This is a genomic window from Blautia sp. DFI.3.45, assembly GCF_020593505.1.
GTDB classification, from domain to species: Bacteria; Bacillota; Clostridia; order Lachnospirales; family Lachnospiraceae; genus Blautia_A; species Blautia_A wexlerae.
Map to the genome: position 1 here is coordinate 1 of NZ_JAJDMI010000033.1, position 15223 is coordinate 15223.

At 42.9% G+C, this 15223-nt stretch carries 12 protein-coding genes, 1 pseudogene and 1 other annotated feature; of the genes and pseudogenes, 6 read left to right on the top strand and 7 right to left on the bottom strand.

Features of this window, described 5'->3' with window-relative positions; translation table 11 throughout:
• Nucleotides 1-265: 265 nt before the first annotated feature.
• Both LJE09_RS11830 and LJE09_RS11835 read right to left on the bottom strand, forming a co-directional pair.
• On the bottom strand, nt 266-1483 hold the full coding sequence (locus tag LJE09_RS11830) for an aspartate aminotransferase family protein (protein WP_008706795.1): 1218 nt from the start codon (nt 1481-1483) through the stop codon (nt 266-268).
• 510 nt (nt 1484-1993) lie between these two features.
• Entirely contained in the window at nt 1994-2548 is a 555-nt protein-coding gene (locus tag LJE09_RS11835; protein ID WP_026649022.1) for a helix-turn-helix domain-containing protein, read from the bottom strand.
• A 235-nt stretch (nt 2549-2783) separates the two neighbouring features.
• Nucleotides 2784-3052 (top strand) — a binding site (T-box leader).
• A gap of 552 nt (nt 3053-3604) precedes the next feature.
• Here LJE09_RS11835 and ilvB point away from each other — a divergent pair.
• Entirely contained in the window at nt 3605-5323 is a 1719-nt protein-coding gene (ilvB, locus tag LJE09_RS11840; protein WP_022381367.1) for a biosynthetic-type acetolactate synthase large subunit, read from the top strand.
• Nucleotides 5324-5340: 17 nt separating this feature from the next.
• A complete protein-coding gene (gene ilvN / locus LJE09_RS11845; RefSeq protein ID WP_022381366.1) occupies nt 5341-5850 on the top strand; it encodes an acetolactate synthase small subunit in 510 nt (169 codons plus the stop codon).
• 68 nt (nt 5851-5918) lie between these two features.
• On the opposite strand, the gene LJE09_RS11850 is transcribed toward ilvN (LJE09_RS11845), so the two are convergent.
• On the bottom strand, nt 5919-7175 hold the full coding sequence (locus tag LJE09_RS11850) for a DNA polymerase Y family protein (protein ID WP_118338912.1): 1257 nt from the start codon (nt 7173-7175) through the stop codon (nt 5919-5921).
• 762 nt (nt 7176-7937) lie between these two features.
• On the opposite strand from LJE09_RS11850, the gene LJE09_RS11855 reads away from it, so the two are divergent.
• From LJE09_RS11855 to LJE09_RS11870, 4 genes and pseudogenes are all read left to right on the top strand, one after another.
• The gene (locus LJE09_RS11855; protein WP_022381364.1) at nt 7938-8651 is read left to right on the top strand and encodes a phosphatase; all 714 of its coding nucleotides are present in this window, start codon (nt 7938-7940) and stop codon (nt 8649-8651) included.
• Nucleotides 8652-8810: 159 nt separating this feature from the next.
• Nucleotides 8811-9212 (top strand): annotated as a pseudogene (ilvN, locus tag LJE09_RS18850) (acetolactate synthase small subunit); the annotation flags it as partial.
• A gap of 374 nt (nt 9213-9586) precedes the next feature.
• Entirely contained in the window at nt 9587-10222 is a 636-nt protein-coding gene (locus LJE09_RS11865) for an ECF transporter S component (protein WP_025577594.1), read from the top strand.
• A 258-nt stretch (nt 10223-10480) separates the two neighbouring features.
• Nucleotides 10481-11446, top strand: a complete 966-nt coding sequence (locus tag LJE09_RS11870) for a P1 family peptidase (protein WP_025577596.1) — start codon at nt 10481-10483, stop codon at nt 11444-11446.
• Nucleotides 11447-11517: 71 nt separating this feature from the next.
• On the opposite strand, the gene LJE09_RS18455 is transcribed toward LJE09_RS11870, so the two are convergent.
• The 4 genes from LJE09_RS18455 to LJE09_RS11890 form a co-directional block, all read right to left on the bottom strand.
• Nucleotides 11518-11760, bottom strand: a complete 243-nt coding sequence (locus tag LJE09_RS18455) for a hypothetical protein (protein ID WP_330594552.1) — start codon at nt 11758-11760, stop codon at nt 11518-11520.
• A 15-nt stretch (nt 11761-11775) separates the two neighbouring features.
• The gene (locus LJE09_RS11880; RefSeq protein ID WP_025577598.1) at nt 11776-12960 is read right to left on the bottom strand and encodes an MFS transporter; all 1185 of its coding nucleotides are present in this window, start codon (nt 12958-12960) and stop codon (nt 11776-11778) included.
• Between the two features lie 340 nt (nt 12961-13300).
• A complete protein-coding gene (locus LJE09_RS11885) occupies nt 13301-14065 on the bottom strand; it encodes a tRNA threonylcarbamoyladenosine dehydratase (protein WP_025577599.1) in 765 nt (254 codons plus the stop codon).
• 326 nt (nt 14066-14391) lie between these two features.
• The gene (locus LJE09_RS11890; RefSeq protein ID WP_022381358.1) at nt 14392-15078 is read right to left on the bottom strand and encodes a DUF6198 family protein; all 687 of its coding nucleotides are present in this window, start codon (nt 15076-15078) and stop codon (nt 14392-14394) included.
• Nucleotides 15079-15223 lie beyond the last annotated feature (145 nt).

The window sequence follows — 15223 nt, forward strand, 5'->3', positions numbered from 1 at the left end:
TTCCTTGTTTTGGTTCAAGGTTACGAACGAGCACCGCGAGTTTCGCAATTACCTATCAAATTTTTATCAGATTCTCAAACATTCGAAATCCGCTGATTTGCTATGTAAATCGCTACTTTCTCATGTTTGGCAGGTCCCAAGTTCAAAAGTCTTATCGTGCAGGCACGAACGACTTTTTGACCTTTTGTCCCTGATATCATAAAAGGGCGCACGAATATAATTCGTGACGCCCTTGTCCTTACTGTATCACTCCGTTGCCGGATTTTTATTTTTCCAGAGATTTAATTGTATCTTCGATGATTGCTACAGCTTTGTCGCACTCTTCTTCTGTAACAATAAGCGGTGGGATCATACGGATGATATGCGCTCCAATAGCTGTGATCAGAAGATGTCTGTCAAGACAACCATGTTTTACATCCACTCCGCCGATAGTATCATCAAATTCCACACCTACCAGAAGTCCCTGATGTCTTACTTCTTTTACATGAGGAAGCTTCTCAAGCTTAGCTGCAAAGTAATCGCCAACCTTCTTTGCATTTCCAGCCAGATCTCTGTCCAGAAGCTCATTCACCTCAGCCAGTGCAGCTGCACAACTTACCGGATGTCCGCCGAATGTAGTTCCATGGGAACCTGCTGTGAAAGCTTTTGCAACCTCTGCTGTTGCACAGATGGCACCGATTGGCATTCCACCGCCCAGAGCCTTTGCCATAGATACGATATCCGGTTTGATACCATAATTCATATAGGACATAACAGCACCTGTTCTGCACCATCCTGTCTGTACTTCATCGATCAGAAGAAGCATATCGTTCTCATCACAGAATTTACGAAGTCCCTGCATGAATTCCATTGTTGCAGGATGTACGCCACCCTCGCCCTGTACAGGCTCAACCATAATGGCAATTGTGTTCTCTGTACATGCATCCTTAAAAGCCTGAAGGTCATTGTACGGTGCATAGGAGAAACCATAAGTCATAGGTCCGAATCCAACCTGGCATCCATTACCCGGCTGACCTGTTGCAGACATGGCACCAAAGGTTCTTCCATGGAATCCCATCTTTGCAGTTACGATATGATAACGGTTTGGACCATACTTTTCAATACCATATTTACGGGCCATTTTGATCATTGCCTCGTTAGCCTCTGTACCAGAGTTCTGATAGAAAATCTTGTCCATTCCGATTGTTTCACAGACTTTCTCAGCAAGCAGCGCCTGCGGGATTGTGTATGGATAGTTGAATGTATGCATAATATCATCTAACTGATCCTTTGCAGCAGCTACAACCTTCGGATTACAGTTTCCTGCGCTGTTTACTGCAATACCTGCGTAAAAATCAAGATATGGAGTTTTATTCTCATCATAAATGTACATGCCCTCTGCTGTCTCTGCAAGGAAATCAAATCTCTCATAAGTCTCGATCATGTACTTGTTTACTTTGTCCTTAATGTCCTGAAAAGTTAATCCTGTGTCTTTTAATTTCATAGCTGTGCCCTCCTGCATCCTTAAGATAATAAAAAAAGCAAAGACAAACTGACCCGTATGGGTAAGCGCCTTTGCTTAACTTTTTCTGTGTATTATTTTGTACATCCTTACAATATCACTGCCCTTATGATTTGTCAACATGTTTTTTTGAACATTTACATTTTTTACAGAAAGATCGTTACTGAGAACGGAGTGAACAGTAACGAAAGCTCTGTGTTCTCCTTATTGTATATCCAATATTTCCTGCATATTCGTGCGATAATAAAGGTTTCTCAACAATTCATAACAACACAGCCTCTTCATGAAATGGCAGACTGACAAACCATTACATACATCCTTTCTTTTCAGATATTCATTTTCTGGTGTATCTTTTTCATTATTTTGTGCATTATATTGTACATTTTACACTCATACTTCGGATAAAATCACCTGCTTCACTACTCAGTTCTACACTATGGTAATCCACCTGCGGCAGACCGCTTCAGCAACAAAACTCCTGATACAACTGCATCAATGATAATCCAGAAAAAAACAGGTACAGCAGGCTTTCTCCTTCCCTGTGTTCCGATAGACATGCTCCTGATCCGTTTCAAACTTAAACACCTGATCTCTGTGGATTTCATACTTCTCACCATGACATTCCAGAGTAAGCACACCCTCCATAACAGCCAGATATTCTCTTGTCTTCTCCCCATGGCTACCACTGATATAAACACCACCCGGTTCCACCTCGATCCGGTACACCTCCACCAGACGGGTATCCTCATAAGGCAGACAGGTCCATACCCTGTACTGTCCTGCTATCTCCTTGGTAGGAACCAGTTCTGCCGGTGTCACCAGACAACAGTCCACTCTCGGCGGCTGTATCAGCTCCTGAAACTCTATCCTCAGACCACTTGTAATCTTCCCCAGCACACCCAGAGAAGGATTGGCAGTCCCTCTCTCAATCTGAGCCAGCATACTCTTACTCACCCCCGTCTGCTCAGACACCTGATCCAGACTCATACTCTTGGATTTCCGAATCCTCTTCAGATTCACCGCCACATTATTCGATAAATAATCCATATGTCCCCTCCTTCCAAACAACTGTATTATTTATTTTTTATATCAGCAATATAGAAATCTGTCAATTACATTACTGTTCACTCCGTTCTCAGTAACGTAGCCAAAATTCATTCAGGAACATAAATTTTATAGCAATTATCCAAAACCCGGTTGACAATTTCCTCTCTATAAATGTATAATGTAACCCAAGAAAACATTTGTCCACCCTATTCGGACAATGAATACCTCATATCAGCCAAATGCCATGACAGGGAGGAGTACACAACTCCGGGAAGCACAGAGAGAAAGCGGTCGGTGCGAGCTTTCGTGAACGAATTGTGGAAGTAGCCCCCGAGCAGTGAACCAAACCGTATATCCCGTCTGATCCACAAGACCTGAACGGACATGCCAAGTAGGCTTCAACGTCAGTTCCACGTTACAGGAACACAGTATATCAGTACTGACAAAGTGCAGAGCCAGACTCTGAATACAGGTGGTACCGCGGAAAACATTTTCGCCCTGGGCAAACAAGCCCAGGGCGTTTTTTACTATATTTATATATCAGGGTCAAAAAGTCGTTCGTGCTTGCTTTAATCTGTCACATCAAACCCGCCACCCCACACTCGGCAGAATCAGCGCAGCGCCATTCTGCCCCCTGTATTGGCCAACACACAGCTCGGAAATTTATTTGTTTTCGGGTGCATTTGCAGGAGTCGTAGTAACTCTTAGTGCCTGGAAATCTGCGTTGTTCAGAAAAATCTCACTGTCTGAGCCGCATCTGCGGCGAGTTTGAGATTTTTCTGAACGGTTTTAGCAGATTTTCAGACACTTAGAGTTCCTAGTACATCGTTTTCGAAATAACTATACCACTCACTTGTCTGCGAATCCGATTGCACAGGTCTAAAAGCCTCAGCGTAGCCCGCTACGCCTGCGTTTTTATACCAGCACACTCGAATCCGCATCCTACGCGATTGGTATAATTATTTACGAAACGATGTACTAGGCTCCGAAACCGCACACCAAACAAATAAATTTCTGAGCGTCCTATACACATACACAAAGGAGGTTTACCAAAATATGAAACAAATATCCGGCAACAAACTCTTAGTCAAAGCCTTAAAAGAAGAAGGCGTAGAATACCTCTTCGGCTACCCCGGAGCCTGTACCATCGACATCAGTGATGAACTCTACAAACAGGACGATGTCAAAATCATCCTCCCCCGTCACGAACAGGCCCTTGTACACGAAGCCGACGCCTACGCCAGAACCACCGGCAAAGTCGGCGTATGTCTGGTAACCAGCGGTCCCGGAGCAACCAACCTTGTAACAGGACTTGCAACCGCCAACTATGACAGCGTACCTCTTGTATGCTTCACCGGCCAGGTAGCCCGCCACCTCATCGGCAACGATGCATTTCAGGAAGTAGACATCGTAGGAATCACCAGAAGCATCACCAAATACGGCGTTACTGTCCGCAGACGTGAAGACCTTGGCAGAATTATCAAAGAAGCCTTCTACATTGCCCGCACCGGCCGTCCGGGACCTGTCCTTATCGACCTTCCAAAGGACGTAATGGCAGAACTTGGCAGCGCTGAGTATCCTAAAAATGTAAACATCCGCGGATACAAGCCCAACACAGATGTCCATATCGGTCAGCTCAAACGTGCCATCAAACTTTTAAATAAAGCAAAACGTCCCTTATTCCTGGCAGGCGGCGGTGTAGTAATCTCCCGCGCCCATGAAATTTTCCGGGAAGTAGTGGAAAAGACAAAAGTACCGGTTGTCACAACCGTAATGGGAAAAGGCTCTATCCCCACAGACCATCCACTCTATATCGGAAACCTTGGCATGCATGGTGCCTATGCAGCAAATATGGCAGTCAGCAACTGCGATGTGCTGTTCTCCATCGGAACCAGATTCAATGACAGAATCACCGGAAAACTTCATGAATTTGCACCACATGCCCAGATTATCCACATTGATATTGATACAGCATCCATTTCCCGAAACATTCAGGTAGATATCCCCATTGTTGCTGATGCAAAAGAGGCTATCACCAAAATGAACGAATACGTCCAGGAATGTTCAACGGACAAGTGGCTTAACCTGATCAAAAACTGGAAAGAAGAGCATCCGCTTAAAATGCGTCCAAATGATCTTTTAAGTCCGATGGATATCCTGAAAGAGATCAACGAACAATTTGAGAACAGTATTATCGTAACAGATGTAGGACAGCATCAGATGCTTGTCTCCCAGTATGCGGAAATCACAGAGGGCAAACAGATGATCATGTCCGGTGGTCTGGGAACAATGGGCTATGGTCTTCCAGGCGGCATCGGAGCCAAAATCGGAAATCCCGACAGACCTGTCATCGTTATCTCCGGTGACGGCGGTGTGCAGATGAACATTCAGGAGCTTGCAACTGCAGTTCTGGAGGAGCTTCCGGTTATCCTGTGTATCTTTAACAATGAGTATCTTGGAATGGTACGCCAGTGGCAGAAGCTTTTCTACGGCAAACGCTATGCTATGACCAATCTGCGCGCAGGAGCACTTTCCCGCCGCACTGAAGGCATGGAATATCCACAGTACACACCGGATTTCATCAGACTTGCAGAGAGCTACAGGGCAAAAGGAATCCGTGTCACAAAAAAAGAGGAAATTGCAGCAGCCTTCGAGGAAGCAAAAAAGAACACAAAGGCACCTACAGTAATTGAATTCATCATTGACCCTGAGGAAATGGTTTATCCTATGATCAAACCAGGCGGAACTCTGGAAGATATGATTATGGACTGTTGATCAGGAGGAAAATTATTATGGATAAAGGAATGAAAAAAAGATGGATTTCTCTCTATGTTGAGAACCAGGTAGGTGTTCTGTCCAAAATCTCCGGACTTTTCTCCGGAAAAAGCTACAATCTGGACAGTCTTACTGTAGGAACCACCGAGGACCCCACAGTATCTCGAATGACGATCGCAACTGTCAGTGATGATGAAACTTTTGAGCAGATCAAAAAACAGTTGAACCGTATGATCGAGGTTATTAAGGTTATTGATTTCACAGACGTATTTGTCCGCATGAAAGAGATTCTGTATATTAAGGTTTTTAACTGTTCCAAAGAAGATAAGGTTGAACTGTTTCAGATTGCCGAAACCTTCAAGGCAAAGGTCATTGACTATGGCAAAGACAGTCTGCTTCTGGAATTTGTCCAGACAGCCACCAAGAATGATGCAGTTGTTAAACTGATCAAGGAAGAATTCCACAGAATTGAAGTGGTACGTGGAGGAAGTGTAGGAATCGAATCTATCAGTATGATGGAACGATAAAACTTTTTCTGAAATTTTTATAAAGGGAGGATTGTCGCATTGTTCTTAATGCTCAGTCCTCCCTTTACTTACGGTTCTTCCATCTTTTCGTTTTTCATCTGTGCTTTCGCTTTTCGCCCAATCCGTGCATTGCTGTTCATAATACTGGCACGGGTGATCTTATCATTTCCAAATTTCATCCGGATCTCATCCATAGCTGCATCCAGCTTTCTGTGGCGTTCTTTATTTTCTGTATCTTCAAACAGAGACATCTGTTCATAAGTGCCATCTGTAAGGCCTGTCAGTGCCACACCAATCAGACGTAGCGGCTGTCCTTTCCAGAATTCTTTAAAAAGTCTTGTAGCATTTATATAAATTTCATCTGTAAGATCTGTAGCATTTTCCAGCTTTGTCTGGTGTGAACGGTTTCTGAAATCCAAAGTACGGAAAGTCACGGAAATACAGTTGCATTTCTTATCTTTTCTGCGCATTCTGGTTGCCAGAACATCACACTGCTCCAAAAGTATGGGAAACACCTGCTCTATGGAAGTAATATCATCGTTAAAAGTAGTTTCCACGCTGAAACCTTTTGCCTCATCAGGCACTGCTTTTACAGGGGAATCATCGATACCTCTGGCATATTGCCATAGCTGATGTCCCGTTTTTTCCCCAAGCCAGTACTGCACATTGGATGCTCTTTCTCTTGCCAGATCACCGATGGTACGGATTCCCTGATTCAGAAGCTTCTGCTCGGAAGCTTTTCCCAGAAACAGCAGATTACGGATAGGAAGAGGCCACATTTTCTCCGGGATTTCATCCGGGAACAGAGTGTGTACTCTGTCCGGCTTTTGAAAATCTGATGCCATCTTTGCCAAAAGCTTATTGGTAGAAATTCCTACATTTACTGTGAATCCCAGCTCTCTGTGAATCTTGTCTTTCAGCTCATGAGCAGCAGCTACAGGGTCAGGATAGATCAGAGAAGTACCTGTCATATCCAGAAATACCTCATCAATGGAAAAAGATTCCATCACAGGTGCAAAGGAAGCACAGATTGCTTTAAATGCCCGGGAACATTTATCGTATAATTCAAAATCACTGGGAACGATCACCAAATTGGGACATTTCCGAAGAGCCATAGCTACTGGCTCGCCGGTCTGGATCCCGTATTTTTTTGCAGGGATAGATTTGGCAACCACGATACCTGTCCGTTTCTTTGGATTTCCTCCTACACAGGAAGGAATTTCTCTGAGATCCGGCAACCCCTGGCTCACCCTTCTGGCTGATTCCCAGGAAAGAAATGCACTGTTTACATCAATATGAAAAATTAACCGTTCCGTACTTTTCACTGTTCTTCCTCCAATATATGAATTGCGCTCTTCATATCTGATGATTTCATTTTACCCTGATCTGCTCTCCAGGGTAAGAACCTCGTTTGTCCAAAAAAGTGTCTTTATTTGCATCATCTTGTCTGAGCTGTTACTGTATTTATATTTGTTTGATTTCACTCTGCTATCAGAGTTTTGAACAACAACGCCGCACTTGCCATACGGCAGTGCGGCGTCTGTATTTCGCTACCGGTCACATTGTTCCCGGTAACTTTTTTTACTTAATTCTGAGGATTCATTTCCTCTCGATATATACTTATCGATTAGTCATAAAGATTAGGAGCAATTTCTTCGCTGTCCATATTTGTGGAATCATACCAGTATCCAGTTCAGCCTCCAGCCATTCATAAGAGAATTCCGGGAATGTCTGATGTTTGAAATTTTTCCATGTTACTCCTTTCTCATGAAGTAACTGTCTACACATAAGCAAACAGTGCCATCGCTGTCATTGATCAGCAATAAGCCCCCGTGTTTTCATATAGTTCCATTATACCTTCTCATTTTCCCGAAGTCAACATAATTTAACATGTATCAGCCGTTTATTTGTGTTGCTTTTTATTTGATTTTTGTTGTATTTCAGTTGTTTTTATTTTGTTTCCTCATTGACATTTAAATCCTCATCTGTCATACTTGAATATAACGAATGTACCATCAAACAGCAGCTTTGCATCTTCCGTAAGGCTCTTATCATATATAGAAACCGCTCTGGAAAGGAGACAAACAATGTATCTTTCTGACATCCACACACATTCTATCGCCAGCGGTCACGGAACCACCTGTACCATCTCTGACATGGCAAAAGCAGCCAGCAAAAAAGGACTGAAACTCCTTGGGATTTCTGACCACGGCCCGGGAACTCTGGCTTCCGGAACTTCTTCTTATTTCAGAAGCCTTCCTTTTTATCCCAGAAAAAGATTCGGCATAGATATTCTTTACGGAGTTGAACTAAACATCCTGGACAGTGCAGGACATACAGATCTGTCAGATGAACTGCTGAACAACCTGGATTACGCTATCATCAGTATGCATCGGCAGAACTACCGTTCAGGCTCTGTATCTCAGAATACAGAAGCTTACATCAATGCAATAAAACATCCTGCTGTAAAAATACTCGGCCACTGCGACGATACACATTTCCCTGTAGATTATGAAACGCTGGCAAGAGCAGCTTTACGGGAAAATGTTATTTTTGAAATAAACGAAGCTTCCCTCGCACCCGGAGGATATCGGGGAGACACAAGAGCCAATGCAGCCAGAATCCTGTATCTCTGTCAGAAATATCAGCTTCCTGTTATTTTGTCCAGCGACAGCCACGGAAAAGAACATGTTGGAGATTTCACCTATGCCGAAGAATTCGTTCACCAGCTCATGTTTCCGGAAACTCTTATCCTTAACAACCAGCTTCCCAAATTAAAAGTTTTCCTTCAGACACGTTAAAAGAATGTTCCTCAAAGGGACATTCTTTTATTTTATGCATTGTTTTTTGCATTGTGTTATTTTGTTTATTTTCTATAATTTCTTATCAAAAAAGACGACATTTTAGTACATTTTAATTAACAAAACTCACTTAACCATTTACATATCTCTTGATAGATCAGTCTTACTGTAGGAACCACCGAGGATCCTACAGTATCCCGAATGACTATCGCAACAGTCAGCGATGATGAAACCTTTGAACAGATCAAAAAATAGTTAAACCGCATAATCGAGGTTATCAAGGTAATCGACTTCACAGATGTATTTGTCAGAATGAAAGAAATTCTCTATATCAAGGTTTTCAACTGCTCCAGGGAAGATAAAGCAGAACTGTTTCAGATTGCAGAAACCTTCAAGGCAAAAGTCATTGACTACGGCAAAGACAGCCTGCTTCTGGAATTTGTCCAGACAGCCATCAAGAATGATGCAGTTGTCAAACTGATCAAGGAAGAATTCCACAGAATCGAAGTAGTACGTGGTGGAAGTGTGGGAATTGAATCCATCAGCATGATGGAACGCTAAATCTCATAATCAATATTTTTTGCAGAATATAGAAACGTCTCTATATCCTGTATTTATTTTCAAACATACTATAAAATATTGCAGTTTTTAATCAAATGTGTTATTGTTTACGGGAGCGTTATTCGAAAGAAAATGCATCTGATTTCCACATCTGACAGTCTGGTGGATAAAGTCATCCACTTCACAGTCTGGTTAAATTTGTGAGGCGACCTGTAAGGCGTCTACACACCGGAAACTTTTACCGGAAGATATTTCTTGTTTCATATCTTTTGTTCTGATGTATATTTTTCATAACGCCTGATCCCCATACTCTAAACTGTCTGAAAAGCAGGGGACGCATTGCGCCGTTTTATCAGACCAAAAGGAGAATTCATATGAACACAACAACAACTACTACAACAGCTGCCGCAAAAAGAAGCAGCACTCTTTACATGGTAGAGCTGGCTATGATGATTGCCATTATTCTGCTCATGTCCTTTACCCCGCTGGGCTACCTTCGTACTCCCGGCTTATCCATCACTCTTCTCACCATCCCGGTAGCTGTAGGAGCTATCATCCTCGGACCGAAAGGTGGTGCTGTATGCGGACTTGCTTTCGGTGCAACCAGCTTCTATATGGCTGTCACAGGAAGTTCAGCTTTCGCTGCTGCACTTTTTAACATTAATCCATTTGGCACTTTTATTGTATGTATCGTGGCACGTGTGCTGGAAGGATGGATCACAGGACTTATTTTCGCAGCATTATATAAATCACCGGCGAAGAAATTTTCCTATTACGTTGCTTCACTGGCATGCCCGTTACTGAATACTTTCTTCTTCATGGGCTTTTTATGTCTCTTCTTCTACAACACAGATTACATTCAGGGTATTGTTTCCAGTCTTGGAGTAAGCAATCCTGTTGTCTTCGTTGCTGCTTTTGTGGGCGTTCAGGGACTGATCGAAGCGGGCTTCTGCTTTGTAGTGGGAAGTATCGTTTCCAAGGCACTTTCTGTGGCACTGAAACGTGCATAATCTTTAAAAGAACAGCCTTTTCCAAAAAACCTGACTACATTGTCACCGTAGTCAGGTTTTTTTATCTGGCACATTTAAAACAGAAATCCTACCTGATTCAATTAATATCTATAGCAATCTCACAAAATAATGCAATCAAGACAGTTCAGCAGAGTGCGAAAGACAAGGAAAATATCTGACGCAGTACTTCACATTCTGATGGGCTGGATTGCTCTCAGTATTTCATAGAATTGCTATCACATAATAAAGGAGATTTTTATGTCATTATTAAAAGAGATTTCTATTACAGAGCTTTCAAATTTACGCATCGGTCATACTTCTGACCATGATGCGAAGACCGGTGTAACTGTTCTTTATTTTCCAAATGGAGCAAAAGCAGGCTGCGATATAAGCGGAGGCGGCCCTGCTTCCAGAGAAACTCCTCTCACCTCTCCTGTCACTGCCGACAATCCCATCAATGCTATTGTCTTGTCCGGAGGTTCTGCTTATGGACTGGCTGCTGCTGACGGTGTGATGAACTATCTGGAATCACAAAATATCGGTTATAACACCGGTGCAGCCCTGGTTCCTCTTGTATGCCAGTCCTGTATCTATGACCTCTCTTACGGAGATCCTAAAATACGTCCAACTGCAAAAATGGGCGAAGAAGCCTGCCGTCAGGCATTTGCAGGAACAGATGCCAGAACCGGGAATATCGGCGCAGGTACCGGTGCAACTGTGGGAAAACTTTACGGTATGAAACAATCCATGAAGTCAGGTCTTGGTATTGCCGCTGTATCAGTGGGAAATTTCCAGATGGCCGCAATTGTCGTTGTCAATGCACTGGGAGATATCTTTAGTCCACAAAATGGTCAGAAAATCGCAGGGCTGAAAACGCCTGACAGAAGCGGGTTTCTGGATAGTGTCCACGAATTATACCGCTTTATGACACCTCATGACCAGTTTACCGGCAATACCACCATCGGGGCTGTGATCACCAATGGGGCATTTTCAAAGGCTGAACTGAATAAAATTGCCTCTATGACCCGCTGTGCCTATGCCAGATGCATCAATCCTGTAGCAACTATGGCTGACGGCGATTCCATCTATGCTGCCAGCATTGGCGATGTTTCTGTAGATATCAATATGGCAGGAACTCTCGCCGCAGAAGTCATGGCTCAGGCTATCCAAAATGCCATCCATACTTCCCGGATCCAGGATGAAGAATTTTTGAAATATGTATAACAGTCCGCTATAAAAGCGCAGAGAAAAAGTATCATCTCTGCGCTTTTATTCTTCCTGTCTGTCTTCATTTTTCATCTGTGCTCTGGTTTTTCTCCAAGCCAGAGCTGTACATTTGCTTCCCGTTCCCTTGCCAGATCACCAATAGTACGGATTCCCTGATTCAGAAGCTTCTGCTCGGAGGCTTTTCCCAGAAATAACAGGTTACGGACAGGAAGTGGCCACATTTTCTCCGGTATTCCCTGGCTTACCCTTCTGGCTGACTCCCAGGAAAGAAATGCGCTGTTTACATCAATATGAAAAATTAATCGTTCCATACTTTTTAATATATCTCAATCATATTTTTGCAGACTTCCAATCATCTTAATCCCCATTATCATCAACACAGGGAAAATCAGTGCCGCAAAGATTCCAAGTTTCAGATTATCATTCAGTGCTCCTGAAATCATCCCCACATAGGTTGGTCCGGATGAGCATCCCACATCTCCAGCAAGGGCAAGGAGGGCAAACAGGGCTGTTCCGCCACGCTTTACTGAGGCAGCCGCCATGCTGAAGGTTCCCGGCCACATAATACCTACAGACAGACCGCAAACCGCACATCCAAGGATTCCCAACGCAGGTACCGGGATAAATGCGATCATCAGATAGGAAACCATGCACAGAACTGCACTGTATTGCATAAAGCGTTCCAGATTGATTTTATCTCCAAATTTTCCATAAAATGCCCTTGAACTTCCCATAAGAATTGCAAACGCCATGGGACCTGCCAGATCTCCGATAGTTTTATTGATTCCAAAGCTTTTCTCAGCCAGAGTAGAAGCCCACTGGCTTACCGCCTGCTCACTGGCTCCTGCACAGAGCATCATTAACATCAGAACCCAGAAGATTTTTTTCTTAAAAAGCTCTCCCATAGTCAGCCCCTTTTCACCCTCATCCAGCAGTGGAGCAATGGGAACTCTGGTAAAAAAGATTCCATTTGCAATGGGAATCAATGCCCACACCAGCGCCATATATTTCCAGTTTGCAATCCCGAAAATACGAAAGAATAATGTAGAAAGAAGTACCACTCCCACATGTCCCCAACAGTAAAAGGAATGAAGGAGACTCATTGCTTTTTCCTTATTATCTGTAGGGCAGGCTTCCACCACAGGACTTACCAGCACCTCCAGCAATCCGCCTCCGATGGCATAGATCATAACTGCAATGAGAAGTCCCACAAACGGATCTCCCAGGCACTCCGGCAATACTGTGAGCAAAATCAGACCTGCAGCCGCCATTGCATGTGCCAGGATCATAGATGCACGATAACCTATTCTGTCCACAAATCCAATCGATGCCAGATCTACCAGCAACTGAATCCCGAAATTAAAAGTAACCAGAAGTGTGATCTTCTGCAGCGAAATCCCGTAACTGCCCTGAAATGTCAGAAACAGCAGAGGAACGAAATTGTTCACAATGGCCTGCACTACATATCCGATAAAACAGGCCTGCACTGTTCTGTTGTAATTTGTTTTCATTCGATATGATATCCTCCAATCTGAAATTTATTAGTTACTGAGAACGGAGTAAGCAGTAACAATTTATTACGCTGATATCGTTCAGGCATTCTCATTCACCAAATTCTGCACCTTCACAGTTCTATCAATCAATAATGACAGTGTATCACAGATTCTTTCTTTTTTCTTTCATTATATTTTGAAAATCCTATAAATTTTTATGTTATTTTGACTTTTTCTCATATAACAATTCTATACACTCTAACAGGTAATCCATCAATCCAATTCAAAATATTTCCCGCAAAAAAAGATGTGTACCATACCATTTCTGACACCATACACATCTCAAAATAAACACTTCTTATCTTCTGTACTCCGCAGTCAGGTCTTTAATAACCTCTCCTGCAATAATCAGCCCGACGACAGACGGCACAAAGGCCACACTCCCCGGAATATCTCTGCGCTCCGTACACTTATGCGCAGCACCCGGAGGACAAATACAATGCGACCTGCAGCTGATCGCCATATCTTCAATTGGTCTGATCGGCTGTTCCTCTGAATAAACAACCTTCAGTTTCTTCACACCACGCTTCTTCAGCTCTCTACGCATAACCTTCGCCAGCGGACACACCTTCGTCTTATAGATATCCGCCACCCGAAACGCACTGGCATCCAGCTTATTTCCGGCACCCATACTGCTGATAACAGGAGTCCCTGCCTCCTTTGCACGCATGATCAGTTCAATCTTCGCAGTCACTGTGTCCACAGCATCTACCACATAATCATACTCACTAAAATCGAAATCAGCAGCATTCTCCGGAAGATAAAAACAGTTATGGATTCTCACATCTGCTTTCGGATTAATGTCCAGGATCCTGTCCCGCATCACCTCTGTTTTATATTGACCAACAGTTTTCCTGGTGGCAATAATCTGTCTGTTAAGATTCGTCAGGCATACTTTGTCATCATCGATCAGATCAAAGGTCCCCACACCGCTTCTGACCAATGCTTCACATACATATCCTCCAACCCCTCCGATTCCAAACACTGCCACACGGGAGTTCTCCAGTTTATTCATTGCTTCTTTTCCCAGAAGAAGCTCTGTTCTTGAAAATTGATTCAACATAATATCTCCATTTCATTCGGTATTGACCGACTATCTGCCTGCCTTTCTTCTACTTCATTATTTCTGGTCTGTTCTGCTTTGCTGCCTGTAATGTAAGCAGCTCTGCATGCCAGAAACAAAAAAACAAGGAGCAGAAACCAAAGCCAGAGCTTTCTTTTGTTTTTTATGAGCAACCGTTTCATAATCTGCATCACTATTCCTTAATATATTATTTTCAGATACCAGAGTTGCAACATACTTCCATCACAGATTTCTTATGATATCTTTACTTCTATAATGCGTCAAGTATATCATAGAAAGAAAAATCCTGCAATGAAGAAACTCTGTTACTGTACATGAAGTGAACAGTGCTGAGTGAAATTCACAAACCGGAAGTGCTTATCCATCTCATCACCAATCAATCCAATTACTTTTCCCATGGTAAATGCCGCCATCACTGTTCCGATTCCCAGTCCGTTGATATGCCCCAGAATCAGCCCTGTCATACAGGCAGTAATCATCAGACAGATCACATCAAAAGAAACCTTGATCTTAGAATATTTCACCTTTATAATCTCTGACAGTTCACGAGGAAACAGATCTGTAGGAATAATCGGCAGACCGCATCTGTTAGAAAGTGCGATCCCTATACAGATCAGCAGATAACTGATCACAAAATATAACACTCTGAGTGGAATTGTCTTTGGCAGGATATTGATCCATGCCTCATTAACATCCAAAAACTCACTGAATGCAAATCCAACCAGAAAACTGCACAGATAAGCAGGTACAAATTTTTTTCTCAGTATCATCAGACTTAAGATCAGAAGTGCCTGAAAAATATAAGTCCATGTTCCCAGTGTAATTACCGGAAATACTTTTTCAAATGCATAAGGAACACTGGATATGGCAGATATTCCTGAACCAGAATACAGCATCAGAATAACAGCAAGACTGTTGATCATGACTGCTATCACCAATGCCAGCTCTCCTCTGAAAATATGTCTCGAATCTTCTTCCTCATTTGTTTTCATAACAATTCTCTCCTCTAACACAAGCAAGGGACTGCTGTCAGAAAATATTTTCTGTCATACTTTTCTGACGGCAGACCCCTGTGTCTTTTACATCTTATATTTTCTGAAAATACTATTTTTTATCGAATCAGGCAAGTTTCCCACT